Origin of the sequence: Pradoshia sp. D12, assembly GCF_008935075.1 — a bacterium.
Classification (GTDB): Bacteria; Bacillota; Bacilli; order Bacillales; family Pradoshiaceae; genus Pradoshia.
Map to the genome: position 1 here is coordinate 1012867 of NZ_CP044545.1, position 15968 is coordinate 1028834.

Genomic DNA, 15968 nt, shown 5'->3' on the forward strand with positions numbered 1-15968 from the left:
ATGAAAAAGCTTTTATTGGCTATGGTCAGTATTCTAATGCTAAGCGTTGTACTGGCAGCATGTAATTCTGGCGACAAGGAGACTGAAGGTGGAGGCAGTGAAGAGAAAGGAAATACAAAGGATACACTTGTTTTTGGGCGTGGCGGTGATTCCACTTCGTTAGATCCAATCACGACAACCGAAGGAGAGTCATTTAAAGTCACGATTAATATTTTTGATACACTGCTAACTTACGGTAAACAGGATACGACGCTGCAACCTGGATTGGCTGAAAAATGGGAGGCTTCTGATGATGGTCTTTCATATACATTTACATTGAAAAAAGGCGTTAAGTTTCATGATGGTACTGATTTTAACGCAGAAGCAGTAGTATTCAACTTTAACAGATGGATGAATGGCGATGCTGATCAGTTTCCATATTACAGCATGTTTGGCGGCTATAAAAAAGATGAAGGGCATGTCATTAAGGAAGTAAAAGCGGTTGATGAATCGACTGTTCAATTTACCTTGAAAAGACCTCAGGCGACCTTCCTTAAAAATATTGCAATGAGCTGTTTTGGAATAGCCAGCCCTACTGCAGTTGAAAAAGATGGTGATAAGTTCCGGGAAAATCCAGTTGGTACCGGTCCGTATAAATTTAAAGAAAAAGCAAATGACAAAATCGTTATTGAAAAGAATGAAGATTATTATGTAGACGGAGAGCCAAAATTAAAAACAATTATTTTCCGTACGATTCCTGATAACTCGGCACGTTTGAATTCATTAAAGATCGGTGAGATTGATGTGATGGACGGTGTAAACCCATCAGACCTTGAAACAATTAAAGGAGATGCAAATTTACAGGCTATTGAACGTCCTTCCATGAACGTTGGGTATCTTGGCTTTAATGTAACGAAAAAACCATTTGATAATCCAAAAGTCCGTCAGGCTTTAAGCCATGCCGTTGATAAGCAAGCTATCATTGATGCTTTCTATTTAGGAATGGCAAAACCAGCGAAAAATCCTCTGCCGGATTCAGTGGAAGGCTATAACGATGAAATTCAGGATTATGAATTTGATTTAGATAAAGCAAAAGAATTATTAAAAGAAGCTGGTTATCCGGATGGATTTAAAATGGATCTTTGGGCTATGCCAGTTCCGCGTCCATATATACCAGAAGGAAAGAAAATTGCAGAAGCGATTCAGGCAAATTTTGAAAAAATTGGAGTTAAGGCAGAAATTCAAACTGTAGAATGGGCTACATACCTTGAAAAGGCAGCAGCTGGCGAGTTCCCGGCCTATATGCTGGGCTGGACAGGTGATAATGGAGACCCTGATAACTTTATCTATACATTGCTTGATAAAGATTCAATCGGATCTAACAACTATTCCTATTACGCGAATGATAAGCTCCACGACATTTTAATTGAAGCGCAAACAATTGTTGATCAAGACAAACGGAATGAGCTATATAAACAGGCTCAAGAAATTATCCATGAAGATGCACCGTGGATTCCGCTCGTTCACTCAACGCCTTTGTTGGCAGCATCAGCTGATTTAACAGGACTTGTACCGCATCCGACCGGATCAGATATTTTAAAGAATGTAGAATTCAAGTAAAACTGTGTTAAGTAAGGGCGCCTTTACATGGATGATTCATATAGGGGCGCCTGTTTATTATGGAGGTGCATACAGATGTTTTCTTATACAATGAAAAGGATTCTGTCTGTTATACCGGTTCTGTTTGGAATGACGCTGATTGTATTTGCCATTGTCAGAGCCATTCCTGGAGATCCGGCACAGGTTATTTTAGGGCAAAGGGCAACAAAAGAGTCCATTGCAGTTTTAACTCAAGAGCTTGGATTGGACAAAGCCTGGTATGTTCAATACATAGATTATATTAAGAATTTGTTTACCGGTGATTTGGGTACATCCATTAGAACGAATGCAGAGATTACTAGTGAGATATGGCCATATATTGCTGCTACGCTAGAATTAACGCTAGTTGCGATGATTATTGCCATCGTTATTGGTGTAAATGCCGGCATCATCAGTGCGTGGTTTTCAAATTCCTGGTTTGATTATTTAGCTATGATCTTAGCCTTAATTGGAGTATCCATGCCTATTTTTTGGCTGGGGTTAATGGAGCAATGGGCTTTTTCCCTTCAGCTGGGTTGGTTACCGACAACGGGACGTGAAGATATCAGAGATCCAATCAATGCGATAACTAATTTGTATTTGGTGGATACGTTGCTGCAAGGTGATTTCGATCAATTTTTTGTGGCGGTTAAGCATTTGATTATGCCAAGTATCGCTTTAGCAACTATTCCAATGGCCATTATTGCTAGGATGACAAGATCGACTATGCTTGAAGTTATGAAATCAGATTTTATTCGTACAGCACGTGCAAAAGGTGTCAGTATGTTTTGGGTGGTGTACAAGCACTCTTTGAAAAATGCATTTATTCCGGTTTTAACTGTCATAGGGCTGCAAACAGGATTACTTCTTGGAGGGGCTATTCTGACAGAAACTATTTTTGCTTGGCCGGGCATAGGGCGTTATTTATATGAAGCAATCGGCTATCGTGACTATCCGGTTATTCAATCTGGTATTTTACTGATTGCGGCTGCTTTTGTATTCATTAACTTAGTTGTCGACCTCCTTTATGCATTGGTCGATCCACGAATTAAATACTCCAAATAAAGGGTGGTGTAGACATTGGGGGAATTAGTACGAAATACAGAAGAGACACCATTGGTAATGGATGAAAAAGTGGTTTCTCCATGGGGGGAATCATGGGCTGCCTTTAAACGTAATCGTTTGGCAATGGTGGGCCTTGGTATCGTCTTATTCTTTATATTATTGGCATTATTAGCTCCGATTATTGCTCCTTATGGATATAAGGAGGTTAGTTTGACAGACCGTTTAAAACCGCCATCTGCTGAACATTGGTTTGGAACAGATGACTTTGGGAGGGATATTCTTTCACGAATATTATATGGTGCGCGTATATCCTTATCCGTTGGATTTTTCTCTGTACTGGGTTCTGTTATAGTAGGTTCAATAATGGGGCTTGTAGCTGGATATTATGGCGGATGGATTGATACAATTATTTCACGTTTTTTTGACATCCTTCTTGCCTTTCCAAGTATCTTATTGGCAATCGCGATTATTTCTATTTTAGGGCCATCTCTGCAAAATGCCCTGATTGCAATCGCCATTATAAATATTCCGAATTTTGGCCGCCTCATAAGGTCTAGAGTACTGAGTGTTAAACAAGAGGAATATATTATGGCAGCCAACGCAATTGGTATGAAGGATTCAAGAATTCTCTTTCGTCATATCCTTCCAAACAGTATGACACCAATTATTGTTCAGGCAACATTGGCAATTGCAACAGCAATTATAGAAGCAGCGGCGCTTGGATTCCTCGGTTTGGGAGCACAGGCACCGACACCTGAATGGGGAAAAATGCTGGCGGATTCGAAGGGTTTTTTAGTACAGGCTCCCGGAACGCTCTTTTTCCCAGGATTGGCTATCATGTTAACTGTCCTAGGATTTAATTTATTGGGTGATGGACTGAGAGATGCCCTTGATCCAAAAATGAAACAGCGTTAAATAAGAAAATAAAAATAGTATGAACCGCTCCTCTGCGATTGTTAGAGAGTGGTTTTTTTGTGAAAAATTGGCTATGGGCAGGCAATGTCATGATAAACCATAATTAACGCTTTCAGCAAAGAGGGGAGCTCAGATATATCTACAGTCTTTTGCACATATATATAGCAGATAGAAGCTAAGGAGGTAACTATATGAGCCATAATGAGATTAATAGTGCACTGCCAGCAAATGCTTGGCTTGATAAGGAGCAAATAATGAGACGATTGCGTGAAGAAGAAATAGTGGAAATAGATGACTTTTTTACAAATGCTGCGACTAAAGAATTGATGCATAAAATTAATCAGCAACAGGAATGGGAACAACATATTGCTGATAAAGATAATTCGCGTGAAGGACTTGAAGAGGGAAATAGTGATGATAGTTTGCAGCAGCAGCCCCCATTATTAAGCTTTGAGATAGAAAAGAAACAATATACTGATTTGCTGAAAGAACGGGAGCCTGATTTATTGGATGTAAGTGAAGCGAATGGAAAAACAAAGCGTAAACGTATAGAGGATATGACGAAGGAGGAATTAGTCACCTATCTCTCCAAAATGCCGTCGCTCATGTCGAGCCCGGTCTGCGATTTTATAGTGGAAGATGGGAAGCGGCTGAGGGGAACGATTGAAAAAGTAAAGGGGGATTATGTCTATATTAAAGTTGCGTTTGGGAAGAAATGGATTAAATATACATTGCAGCAAATAAAAGAAATAAAAATAGTTCGTTTTTAAAATACTTCTGTATCGGATCTGGTTATCTGTATTAGACAAACCAAACCTTCCTACATACTTATACTGTATGAGTCCTAATCAGGGAAGGAGGACCCCTTTTATGAAGATACCAAAACAAAAAGCAAGCCAAATCAAGAGAACGCCTTCCAAGCAAAAGAAAAAAAACTGTGGATGTACAAAAAATAATAAAAAAGGTCGTTTACAACCATAACCTGCTGTTTAGTCAGCAGTTTTTTTTATTTTAGGTTGTTATGCAGCAATTAAGCTACATCTAATGTTATTCCAAATAAATTGGATAAAATGCCGTGTTTAACAAACAATACAGGATAATAATTTCAATTTGTAATGAGGGGGTGATGGTGCTATGAATAAAAGGATTTCTGTATTTTTAATTATAGCTATGTTTTTCACAATAGTAAGCGGATGTTCCGGTGACTCAAGCAGTAAAGAAGCCAAGATGTCACTTATTCAATCCGTGGATCAAGATCCCGTTTATCTTGGTGATCATTCAAAGGCACCATTAGAGAAAATAAAAGAGAAAGTAGCTTCCCATAAAGAAATCTACGATGTGGCTGTTGTCCAAAAGGATAAAGATATTTTGGTTGCGTACAAGGTTAAGCATATGCAACGCTTTCGAATGAAAAGTATCGAAAGTAAATTAGATAAGGAGTTAAAGAAAAACTTTAAATCCTTTGATTTTACTGTATCAAGTGATATGAAAATATTTCTTGAAACAGTCGAGTTAATCGTGAATGTGAAGGATAAAGGTTACTCCAAGAAAAAAGCTGGAAAATGGTTTGATAAAATAATGAAACTACAGAAGGATATGGCATAGGCAGGTGTACATATGGCAAATAAAAAGAATGAAAAACTAACCCCTGAACAACAAAAATATAAAGAGCTGGAACAAAAATATGAAGCAAAACGACCTGTTGTAAAGAATTGTATTAAGGCATTTTTTGTAGGTGGGCTATTTTGTCTACTAGGACAAGTTATTACGTATATGTATATATTTTATTTTAATTTTACTGAGCAAACAGCCAGTAACCCAACTGTAGCAACGATGATATTTTTAGCTATGTTATTAACAGGCTTTGGGGTTTACGATCGAATTGGCCAATTTGCTGGAGCGGGAAGTGCTGTTCCAGTTACGGGATTTGGTAATTCCGTCATTTCAGCAGCGATTGAGCATAGAACAGAAGGATTTGTGCTTGGGGTAGGAGGAAATATATTTAAATTGGCTGGAACTGTAATCCTATATGGTGTTTTTTCAGCATTTGTCGTTGCATTAGTAAAGCAAATCTATCTAATGGTTATAGGAGGTTAATATGCTAACTGGTAAACAAACCTGGGTGCTGCATAATCATCCTGTCATTTCCTCTACAGGCGTAGCTGTCGGTCCTTTTGAAGGCAATGGCCGTTTGGCTGATGATTTTGATATTATTCATGATGATCTTTGGCTAAATCAGAAAACATATGAGAAAGCGAACCGTGTATTAATTGAGGAAGCGGTTCAAAAAGCTTTGGATAAAAAGAAATTGCAAACTCGTGATATTCAATTTTTCTTTGCGGGAGATTTAATTAACCAAATCACACCTACTAGCTTTGCAGCCCGGACATTGGCCATCCCATATTTTGGGCTGTTTGGTGCATGCTCAACATCTATGGAAGGCCTTGCACTGGCATCCTTTATTATTAATTATGACGGTGCCAACAAGATATTGACTGGTGCCTCAAGCCATAATACAACCGTAGAAAAGCAATTCAGGTATCCAACAGAATATGGCGGTCAAAAACCGCCAACTGCCCAATGGACCGTAACGGGGGCGGGAGTTGCCTTGGTGGAGAAGAATGATAACTCATCTGAAAGTAAGCTCGTTGTAACCAGTGCAACCATCGGTAAAGTTGTTGATATGGGATTGAAGGATCCATTTAATATGGGAGGTGCGATGGCACCTGCTGCAGCAGATACGATTTATCATCACTTCAGGGATTTAAACCTTGACGAGGACTATTATGACCTTGTTGTTACAGGTGACCTTGGGAAAATTGGTCATGACACTGCGATTGACTTACTGGAGCAGAAGGGCTTAAAGCTAAATAAAGAAAAATTTAGGGATTGCGGTTTAATGATTTATAAAGACGATCAACCAGTAAGATCAGGTGGAAGCGGTGCAGGATGCTCCGCGACTGTTCTATATGGCCATTTACTTAATGAAATGAGAAAGGGTACATATAAACGCATCTTACTGGCAGCAACCGGAGCGCTTCTTTCTCCGCTGACCTTCCAGCAAGGGGAGTCCATTCCATGTATAGCACACGCAGTTGCTATTGAAAGACTATAGCGTTGAAAGGTGAGGAGCATATATGCTGGCAATGTTTTTTTGGGCCTTTGTTGTAGGAGGCATTATTTGTGTGATTGGACAGCTTCTATTTGATGTAGCAAAATTAACGCCTGCCCATACTCTTTCGACATTTGTTGTCATTGGCGCTATATTGGGTGGTTTTGGATGGTATGAACCATTATTGGATTTTGCAGGTGCTGGGGCATCTATTCCGATAGTAAGCTTTGGGAATTCGCTTGTAAACGGTGCTTTAGAGGAAGCAGAGAAGCATGGCATCGTTGGCGTGTTAACCGGAATGTTTAAAATTACATCATCAGGCATAACGGCAGCGATAGTCTTTGGATTTATCGCAGCCTTGATTTTTAAACCAAAAGGTTAATGAAAGAGAACCCATTAATTGTATTCTAAAATTTAAATGGATGGATGCAAAAGCGGTTGTAAGAGGGCTGGAGAGGGCTAGTAACAGCATGTGGAATGTATGATTGGTAATTTGTGTAACTTGGAAGAAAAATTCCATTTTCATGGTATTATAAAATTGAAAAAGCCGATAATTGATACCTGTTTAGAAGATCTAACACTCCAATTCCGTTGAATATATTCTGTATTAAAACAATAAGTTATGGGGAGGGCGCATGCTCTTCCTTTTTGAGGTGTAGAATTTTTTATCTGGAAAGAAGGTAAAACGGTGAAAGAAAAACTAATTCATATGAGAGATAAATTGAATGATATTAGTCGTCGTAATCGCTCTATTCGATTATTGAAAATCTACAATAAATGGAGTTTTGATTTAACTGAACTAGATAAGTTATCAAACAGTAATGAAAAAATCAGTGAAGCTATTGTAAAGAAAATCGTCATGCAGTCTAAAGGTGAAATTACGTTACTTAAGCCGACAATAGAGAATGAAGATTCGATGGTCATTTCGAAAAAACTCACAGATTTATTGCGAAATATAAAAGGAATTGAAGAAGAAACAGGTATTCACGACTTTTATTTAGGCTACCCCTTTATATCAGGAAGCCTCTCTGATGGGACTTTTTTTCAGGCTCCCCTATTCTTATATCCAATCCGTTTAGAAAAAAGTAAGGTAAATACACAGAGATGGATCATTCGTGTGGAAGAAGGTGGTCCGCAAATCAATCGCACTTTATTTTTGGCGTTTAAGAAATTAAATAGTGTCCAGTTTACCGAAGAATTTTTCGAAGAGGCTGCAGAAATCGCTAAGTCTTATGAGAGGGAAAAATGGGATACTTTCTTCCAAGCACATGATATTAATCTTTCATTTTCTAATGAAGGACTCACAAAGTTAAAAGAATATAAAAGGGATGAAATTCCTGAATCCACTGGAATCGTACTATTGGAAAATGCGATTATCGGAAACTTTCCACAAGGCGGTTCTTCACTAGTTAAAGACTTTGATGCCTTGATAGACCTTTCAGAGGACGCTAATCTATCATCGTTAGTCAGTGAATTGATAGAACCACAAGAGTTTGAGTCAGCAGTAGATTTAAACAATGACAATGAAGATAATCAGACTAAAGAACCGGATATAATGAATTTGCTTGTTACGGATGGGTCACAGGAGGAAATATTAAAAGAAGCGAGATATAAGAAAGGGATTGTTGTTCACGGACCGCCTGGAACAGGGAAATCTCAGGTTATAGTTAATTTAATTACAGACGCACTTAGTCAGGGAAAGAAAATATTAGTAGTTTGTCAGAAAAGGGCTGCTCTAGATGTAGTATACCAACGCTTAGACGGGCTGAGATTATCCAATCATATAGCTTTGGTGCATGATGAAAAAACAGATCGAAAGCCGCTTTATAATAAAATTAGTGCGGTTCTTGAGACTAATAAAGTATTATTTGATCGGTCACTTGAAGATTTGAAATCCACATCAAATAGCTTGTTTACTCATGAAAAGCTGTTAAATGATATTGCTAAAGGGCTTTATGAGTACCAGGATTTTGGGTATCGTTTATATGATTTATACGGAAAAGCAACACCATTAGATCATATGGACAAAATGCTAAATTTAAAACCTGTGTTAAGTGAGTTAAATAAAGATGTACTAGATGAGATTGGCGGAAAAATCTACAGTTATGCTGAATGGTACGAGCGATTCGGCAGCGAGTCTTACGAATTGAAAAAGCGTAAATCATTCGCTCAATTTTCCATTAAAGATAAGCTTAACCTAGTAGAACTTCTAAATGATTTAATTGTGAAAGCGAAGAACGCCTCTGATTATTTGGATTCCTTGGATTACAAAAAAATTACACCTGCGTATACATGGCTAGTAGGTGGCAAGTTAGATAGTATCTATCCTGATTTAGAGGGTACTGGTAAAAAGACACTACAAGGCTTGAGAATATGGTGGTGGACCTCTTTTTCAGGTAAAGCAATTATCGAGGAGTTATTAGAGGGCGGAAAATTTAAAGGAACAAGTTCTGCGGACTGGGTCAAAATTAAGCAAGCCCTTATAATCATGAATCAATTAGGTAAAGAAACAAAGAAAATGTCTAATGAAATCAACCAGCTAAAAAAATATTTCGATGAGAAAATGATCGAAAATTATCAAAGCAGAATTGCGGATGGAGATATTCCATTACAGGAATTAGATCAATTATTAGAGTATATTCATCAAGATTTTGAGGACTTACAGCAAATGGATTCATATTGGGAAGAGTGTTCAGAGGTCACGAAGAAAATCATTCAAGAACTCAGCGTGAAAAGTCCTGCTTCTGAACAAGCTCTACCGGAGTACTGGGTCCATTTATTTAAAAACTCGGCATATATTCATTGGATTGATGAAACGGAAAATAAATATCCCGAGGTTAAGAAGATTTCAACAAACGAATTTTCAAGGATACGGGAAAAGTTTAGTCAACTGGTTGACCGAAAAAGAGAGGTTGCTAACCAATATTTAATTCATCAATTGACACAATCAGTCGAGGAGCTTAAGAAAGCTTACCCGAGGGAAATAAGAGATCTTAAACACCAGGCAGGGAAAAAGAGAATGATTTGGCCACTGCGCAAATTGGTGAATGAATTTGCTGAGAAGGGTCTTGTGGATTTAATGCCGGTTTGGTTGGCATCACCCGAAATAGTTTCTTCGATTTTCCCGTTAAATGATGATTTATTTGATTTGGTGATTTTCGATGAAGCTTCTCAATGTACAGTGGAGAGCGGTCTACCAGCAGTTTTTAGAGCAAAACAATTAATTGTCGCTGGAGACGAAAAGCAATTGCCGCCATTTAATATGTTCCAGTCATCTTTTGTAAATGAAGATGATGAAGAAGAATATGATGTTGATGAATCGCAAAGTTTATTAAATCTAGCGAAAAGAAGGTTCCCAGAAAAAATTCTTCAGTGGCACTATCGTTCGAAATTTGAGGAACTCATTAACTTTTCTAATCATGCTTTTTATAATGGACATGTTCAGATTGCTCCCAATGTCGAGCCTTTAAAAGATCCTCCAGCTATCCAATGGAAAAAAGTGAATGGCAGATGGATCAATCAATCAAACGAAGTAGAAGCACTTGAGGTCTATAGACTATTAAAAGAAACATTGATTAAGCAGCCCGATAAAACTGTTGGTATTATAACTTTTAATGCCAAACAGCAAACAAAAATACTGGATATCATTGAAAAATCAGCTGCAAGCGATCAAGAATTCAATGTTGCTTATAATCAAGTGATGGCAAAAGAACTGGATGAAAGAGTATTTGTAAAAAATATTGAAAATGTTCAGGGTGATGAACGAGATATCATTATTTTCTCCATAGGATATGCTAAAAATGAAGAAGGAAAGGTCTATAATCGCTTCGGAATGCTTAACCAATATGGTGGAGAAAATAGATTGAATGTAGCCGTATCAAGAGCCAAGGAACGTATTATTGTAGTATCTAGTATCGAGCCGGAAGAACTGAATGTTGCGGGCACAGCACAAATTGGACCAAAGCTTCTTAAATCATATTTAAAATATGTAAGAGCTGTTTCACGTACTAACAGGGAGGAAATACAGTCGGTTGTCCAGGAAATTAATGATAATGTAAATACACATGTACAAGAACTGGCACTGCATTTTGATTCCCCCTTTGAAGAACAGGTCTATACTCAATTAAGAAATTTAGGGTATGAAGTCCACACACAAGTAGGAATGTCCGGGTACAGAATCGATATGGCCATCGTCCATCCTAATGATTCTTCCAAATATATTTTAGGGATTGAATGTGATGGAGCGATGTACCATAGCTCGGCCAATGCAAAAGAACGGGATATCTATCGTCAAAGATTCCTTGAAAGCCGAGGATGGACAATCGAAAGAATCTGGAGTAGAAACTGGTGGAAAACCCCTGCTCAAGAAATCGAAAGAATGGATCAAAAGGTGAAAGAACTATTAAGAAACGAAGAATTAAAAAAGAAAGTTAATGCAATCTGATTAATCCAGGTTGCTTATTTTGCTGCGAATCATTGATAACAGATGAAAAGGCTGGCATTAATGAGTTAAATATTGAATAGCAATACCCCGGCGATAGCCGGGGTATTTGTGTATGCGCCAAAGGTGCTCCAAAGGTGTGCGATAGGTGTGTGAAGTCCAGGAGAAAGCAGCTATGCCCCACCACCTATGAGGCACCTATGCCCGGGCTATACCGGGGGATAGGTGGGTGAAAGGTAGGTGAAGTCCTGGGAAAAGCAGCTATACCCCACCTATGAGGCACCTATGCCCGGGCTATACCGGGGGATAGGCGGGTGAAAGGTAGGTGAAGTCCTGGGAAAAGCAGCTATACCCCACCTATGAGGCACCTATGCCCGGGACATACCGGGGTAAAGGTGGGTGAAGTCCAGTGGAAAGTTCTACTATCAAACACCTACCGACCACCTTTCAGGGACCTGTGCCCCCAAAGAAACTTTTTTTTGGTTTCCGCTATTGGATGGTTTCCGAAATATTCCTCTGAGACGTTATGCATTCATCAAGTACAGCTAAGGAAATTTTATTCATTTTATGATATTTTTCATGATAGATTGCTGTAACAACTTGATCATAATTAATATCTTCTCCGCGAGTGAACTTTTTAAATGCGAGATATAAAGGCACCGGAGTTTGTCCAGTATATAGTGGTGGTTGGACATACTGGTATCCTTTTATAGGTGAAAAGCCAAGATGGTTAAAGAATTGAAGGCGATTTATGGTTTCTTTGTATTCTTCTTCGTTTTGCGCATCAATTTCTCTTTCAGTTTCGAGGAAGATTCCCTTTAAGGATGGGTACCCAGCATGTACGGCATCTTCTTTAAGTAGTTTCTCCATTTTTAAAAGTGTTTGTTTCCCTAAGCCTTTCCCGCGTTCTTTCGGATCGGCTGCTATATAAACAATATAACCGCTATTTACTTGAGCTAAATAATGGGCAGTTGAGAAACAGATTACTTTATCGTCTACGATTCCAACTAAAAAATGGAAATTATTTGGTGTGTTTTTCTCACGTTGTCTGATGGACTCGTAAAATACGCATTCATCTTCACGCACGTATTCAGGAAAACAATCATGATATAAAGATAATGCTTTCCTTAATAGTTCATCCTCTAATTCTGTTACTTCTTTCCACTCTATAGCCATGTGTATGACTCCTTACTGTTTTCTTTTAGTGTAAAAGATATATTTACAGTAATTCAAGGTATTATTGCCGATTTTAATATTTGGGTATTCTTATATGGAGATTAGCCCAAACCGAGGAAACACTTTTAACATATGTTATGAGTGTACTAAGCGAAAGCGAGGTGACTTACATGTTTGGTTGTTATGGATACGGCGGCGGCGGAAGCAGCTGCGGTGGCGGCTATGGATACGGCGGTGGTGGTAGCTACGGCGGTGGCTACGGTTCTACTTTCGTACTAATCGTTGTACTATTTATCTTGTTAATTATTGTTGGCGCTAGCTTCTGCTAATAATAATTGAAATGCATAGAAGAGACCTAAAACCTCTTCTATGCCCTACTGTTAATTAAGTATTTACAATTAGTAAATGAAAGAAAGGGATTTCAGTCTATACTGAATCCCTTTTTTGCATGGAGAAATGAGTCTCACCTTTCCTATTTTCTTTCATATGATAGCAGTAACGATAAGGAGGCTGAATTATGGATAATGGATTCTTTAAAAATATGGAAAAGAAAACAGGCGTAAATATGAAAGATGTAATGGAGCTGGCTAATTCCTTACAAAATGCAAATTTTAAAGATGAAAAAACAGTCCGGAACGTCATTAAGAGGGTTTCGCAAATTGCAAACAAGCCTGTACCGAAGGATGTAGAGGACCAGTTGGTACAATCAATCATTAAGGATGGGAAATCATTAGATTTTAATACAATTGCCAATATGATGAATAATAAAAAATGAGTAAAGGAGCCACCTTTACATATGAAGAACATTTGATTTGACTCAAACTGCCGATCTGTATTACTCGGTTATTTGGTAATCAGTTCTTCTTTGTAAGAGGGCTCCCCTTTTAAAATCGTTAAGAAACGGGAAGATCTTGCCCGTTTTGAACGTCTATTTTCCGGTATGGAAATATATAATCCCGAGCATGCGCGTGTTACCGCTACATATAATAACCGTCTTTCTTCCTCCATAGGTTTCCTGTCACCGTCACGCCAAGATTCCAGAGCATAATCATGAGGCATGTTTCCGTCTACGCAGCCAAGAATATAAACATATTTATATTCAAGTCCTTTTGAACGATGGATGGTGCTCAGCTGAATAGCATTTATTGTTTTTTTAGACATTGATTTAATCTCTTTTGACATGGCTGTCATATGATCCGCATGAAGAATAAATTCCAGCACTGTATCAAAGCGTCTTGCAGCAATTTTCACATCCTTGATATCGTCCGACCCTTTGTCCATTTTATTGCCTTCATTCCCCCGCTTTTTGAGGTAGGCCCCAAAACCGAGTTCTTTTTCTATCATCTCGATAGCAGTTGATGGAGACAAATCCTTAAGTGAATGGATGACGGAGACAGCTTTATCTATTGCTCGCATTTGGAACGGTTTTAAATTATTGAGGAATCGAAGTGCCTCGAGCAAAGTGCAATCATTCAGGATGGATAGAGCTTTAGCATCCTGGACTGCCGACTTTTTCAAATATAGCGGCGGTAATAAATCCTGTAGCATTCCCGGATCATCTGGATTTATACTTGCTTTCATAAAGGCCAAAATACTGCGCACAGTCTTTCTTGTATAAAAGGAATCATAGTCAGAATCCACCCGAAATGGAAGACTTGAAGATGCAAGCTTTTCAAAAATAGCACGGCTCATTGTATTGGTACGATAAAGAATCGCAAAATCCTCTGGGTTTGCTCCATGCCTTATTTTTTCGGTTATGTCGGTCATAATCATGATTGCCTCAGATTCTTCATCAAATGGATAAAATAAAACCGGAGAAGGTGATTGATCATGTGTAGCCACCATTTTTTTTGGTGTTCTTGTTTTATTTTGAGAAACAATCTTGTTGGCTGTTTGAATGATTTTATGCCCAGAACGGTAATTAGCTGACAAGATTATGGTTTCGAGATAATCGTAGTCAAGCTTCAGGTTTTGTAAAAAGGCAGAATCACTGCCACGGAATGAATAAATGGCCTGATCATCGTCGCCTACAAAACATGCAGATTCTGCATTTGAAGCAAGCAGTCTAACAATCTCATATTGTACCTTATTAATATCTTGAAACTCATCGATTAGAAAGTGTTTGAACCGGTTTCGATAAAAATTAAGAATCTGTTCATTCTCTTTTAAAAGTTGATAACAGCCTGTTTGCATATCATCAAAATCGAATTTATTATTTATTTCTTTATATGATTCGTATTTTTTATAAAGCTCCTGGCAATTGACTTCCCAATCGTCAGCAGGATGAATATCCTGAGGAGATAATAAATCGTTTTTCCATCTGCTGATTTGCTGTAAGGCTTGATCAAATGCAAATTCCCGTTCATCGATTCCTAATTCTGAAGCTGCTATTTTTAGGACATATTCTTTCTCCCCATCAAATTTTATCAATTTACTTGAATGCCATTTTTGAGGTTCATGTTGTAAAAGAATTCGATAAAAAATGGAATGGAAGGTACCGGTAAATACATGCTGCAGCATAAAGGGAGTTACACCGGGCATTTGCTGTAGCCTGCTTTTCATCTCAGCAGCTGCTTTAGATGTAAACGTAACGAGCATCACCGATTTAGGATCCGTTTGTTTTTCTAATAGTAAAAAGGCTGTCCGAGCAGTCAAAACACGGGTTTTTCCACTGCCTGCTCCTGCAAGAACGAGTAAATGTCTTGCATCAGTTACGACAGCATTTGCTTGTTGATCGTCCAATAACCAGCCGTGGGCACTCAGAATGTCGATGAATGGATGATTGCTATTCACCCCAGGCAGATGTTTTTCATTATAGGATGGCAGACTTGTAATGGACTTTGGTCCTTGCCAGATAGTTTCATCAGAGCAATTGGTAATGGACCTGGATTGCGGTAAGCGAAATCCTCCGTATTCCACTGAAGCTTCATTCACTGCCGGATTCGTTTTCTCAGTTTTGTCCACACAAGGAGGACGTGAAGAATCACGATGAATAAAATATGGTTCTTCATGGATTCCAAGATACATATAAACAGGTTGACCACAATGATTACATTGAAGTTCACCATTTTTTCCAGCTTCATGAATACGAGCAAATGCCTCCTTGGGCCATGTGAGTAAAGAGATAGATTCGTTTTTCCAATTAGCTGTTTTCATCATATTCCTCATTTATATAAAAAATTTTAAAAACGACAGACAAATATCATCTTATCAAATCGAATCATATATTACAAAAGAGGATAGTAGTTTTATTCCCTTAAAAAGCGGGTAATAAAAGTAAAAAAAGGATAAAAAAGTGAGGTGGAAAAGGAATGGGGTACATAAGTCCAATCACGCAATACGAATACATACAGTACACGAACAGAACGATTGCAGCGGAGAAGCTGACTAAAAATATGATCTCGTGCTTTCAGCCTGTACAGCCAATCAGATTCCATCGCAAGAATGAAGAACGGGATTCATTTGACAGGGAAATCAATTCAGACGATTTTAGAGGTTCATCTAATCGCATTTACAAAAATTATGTGCCGACAGAAATAGTCAAAAAAACCGCTACTGAAATGACTGGGGTCGGTCAATTTATTAATGAAAGTATTTAAACCATACATTTAAAATCACTCTATACATATGGAAAGCAGCGTA

14 protein-coding genes are annotated in these 15968 nt (G+C 38.3%); 12 read left to right on the forward strand and 2 right to left on the reverse strand.

The window, feature by feature from the left end:
- The 9 genes from F7984_RS05025 (at nt 1) to F7984_RS05065 (ending at nt 11153) form a co-directional block, all read left to right on the forward strand.
- Nucleotides 1–1599, forward strand: a complete 1599-nt coding sequence (locus F7984_RS05025) for an ABC transporter substrate-binding protein (protein WP_139891421.1) — start codon at nt 1–3, stop codon at nt 1597–1599.
- Between the two features lie 75 nt (nt 1600–1674).
- The gene (locus F7984_RS05030) at nt 1675–2682 is read left to right on the forward strand and encodes an ABC transporter permease (RefSeq protein WP_066101395.1); all 1008 of its coding nucleotides are present in this window, start codon (nt 1675–1677) and stop codon (nt 2680–2682) included.
- A 57-nt stretch (nt 2683–2739) separates the two neighbouring features.
- On the forward strand, nt 2740–3597 hold the full coding sequence (nikC, locus tag F7984_RS05035) for a nickel transporter permease (RefSeq protein WP_066102359.1): 858 nt from the start codon (nt 2740–2742) through the stop codon (nt 3595–3597).
- A 191-nt stretch (nt 3598–3788) separates the two neighbouring features.
- The gene (locus F7984_RS05040) at nt 3789–4367 is read left to right on the forward strand and encodes a hypothetical protein (protein WP_139891420.1); all 579 of its coding nucleotides are present in this window, start codon (nt 3789–3791) and stop codon (nt 4365–4367) included.
- Between the two features lie 364 nt (nt 4368–4731).
- On the forward strand, nt 4732–5202 hold the full coding sequence (locus F7984_RS05045; RefSeq protein ID WP_139891419.1) for a sporulation protein: 471 nt from the start codon (nt 4732–4734) through the stop codon (nt 5200–5202).
- A gap of 12 nt (nt 5203–5214) precedes the next feature.
- Nucleotides 5215–5694 carry a stage V sporulation protein AC gene (gene spoVAC / locus F7984_RS05050; protein WP_066101382.1) on the forward strand — a complete coding sequence of 160 codons (480 nt, stop codon included), beginning with the start codon at nt 5215–5217 and terminating at the stop codon, nt 5692–5694.
- 1 nt (nt 5695) lies between these two features.
- On the forward strand, nt 5696–6712 hold the full coding sequence (spoVAD, locus tag F7984_RS05055) for a stage V sporulation protein AD (RefSeq protein ID WP_066101379.1): 1017 nt from the start codon (nt 5696–5698) through the stop codon (nt 6710–6712).
- A 22-nt stretch (nt 6713–6734) separates the two neighbouring features.
- A complete protein-coding gene (gene spoVAE, locus F7984_RS05060) occupies nt 6735–7091 on the forward strand; it encodes a stage V sporulation protein AE (RefSeq protein WP_066101378.1) in 357 nt (118 codons plus the stop codon).
- 306 nt (nt 7092–7397) lie between these two features.
- Nucleotides 7398–11153 (forward strand): AAA domain-containing protein, encoded by a 3756-nt coding sequence (locus F7984_RS05065; protein WP_140461162.1) that lies wholly within the window; start codon nt 7398–7400, stop codon nt 11151–11153.
- A 486-nt stretch (nt 11154–11639) separates the two neighbouring features.
- On the opposite strand, the gene F7984_RS05070 is transcribed toward F7984_RS05065, so the two are convergent.
- Nucleotides 11640–12326: a GNAT family N-acetyltransferase gene (locus F7984_RS05070; RefSeq protein ID WP_140461163.1), complete on the reverse strand. Its 687-nt coding sequence runs from the start codon at nt 12324–12326 to the stop codon at nt 11640–11642.
- A gap of 170 nt (nt 12327–12496) precedes the next feature.
- Here F7984_RS05070 and F7984_RS05075 point away from each other — a divergent pair, with 170 nt between their 5' ends.
- Both F7984_RS05075 and F7984_RS05080 read left to right on the forward strand, forming a co-directional pair.
- Entirely contained in the window at nt 12497–12655 is a 159-nt protein-coding gene (locus F7984_RS05075) for a YjcZ family sporulation protein (protein WP_066101369.1), read from the forward strand.
- A gap of 188 nt (nt 12656–12843) precedes the next feature.
- Complete coding sequence (locus F7984_RS05080) at nt 12844–13101, forward strand: sporulation-specific transcription regulator SpoVIF (protein ID WP_066101365.1); 258 nt, start codon at nt 12844–12846, stop codon at nt 13099–13101.
- 68 nt (nt 13102–13169) lie between these two features.
- On the opposite strand, the gene F7984_RS05085 is transcribed toward F7984_RS05080, so the two are convergent.
- Nucleotides 13170–15485, reverse strand: coding sequence for an ATP-dependent helicase (locus F7984_RS05085; protein WP_318839204.1), 2316 nt, complete (start codon nt 15483–15485; stop codon nt 13170–13172).
- A 152-nt stretch (nt 15486–15637) separates the two neighbouring features.
- On the opposite strand from F7984_RS05085, the gene F7984_RS05090 reads away from it, so the two are divergent.
- Entirely contained in the window at nt 15638–15925 is a 288-nt protein-coding gene (locus F7984_RS05090; RefSeq protein ID WP_066101360.1) for a hypothetical protein, read from the forward strand.
- The last annotated feature ends 43 nt before the right edge of the window (nt 15926–15968 follow it).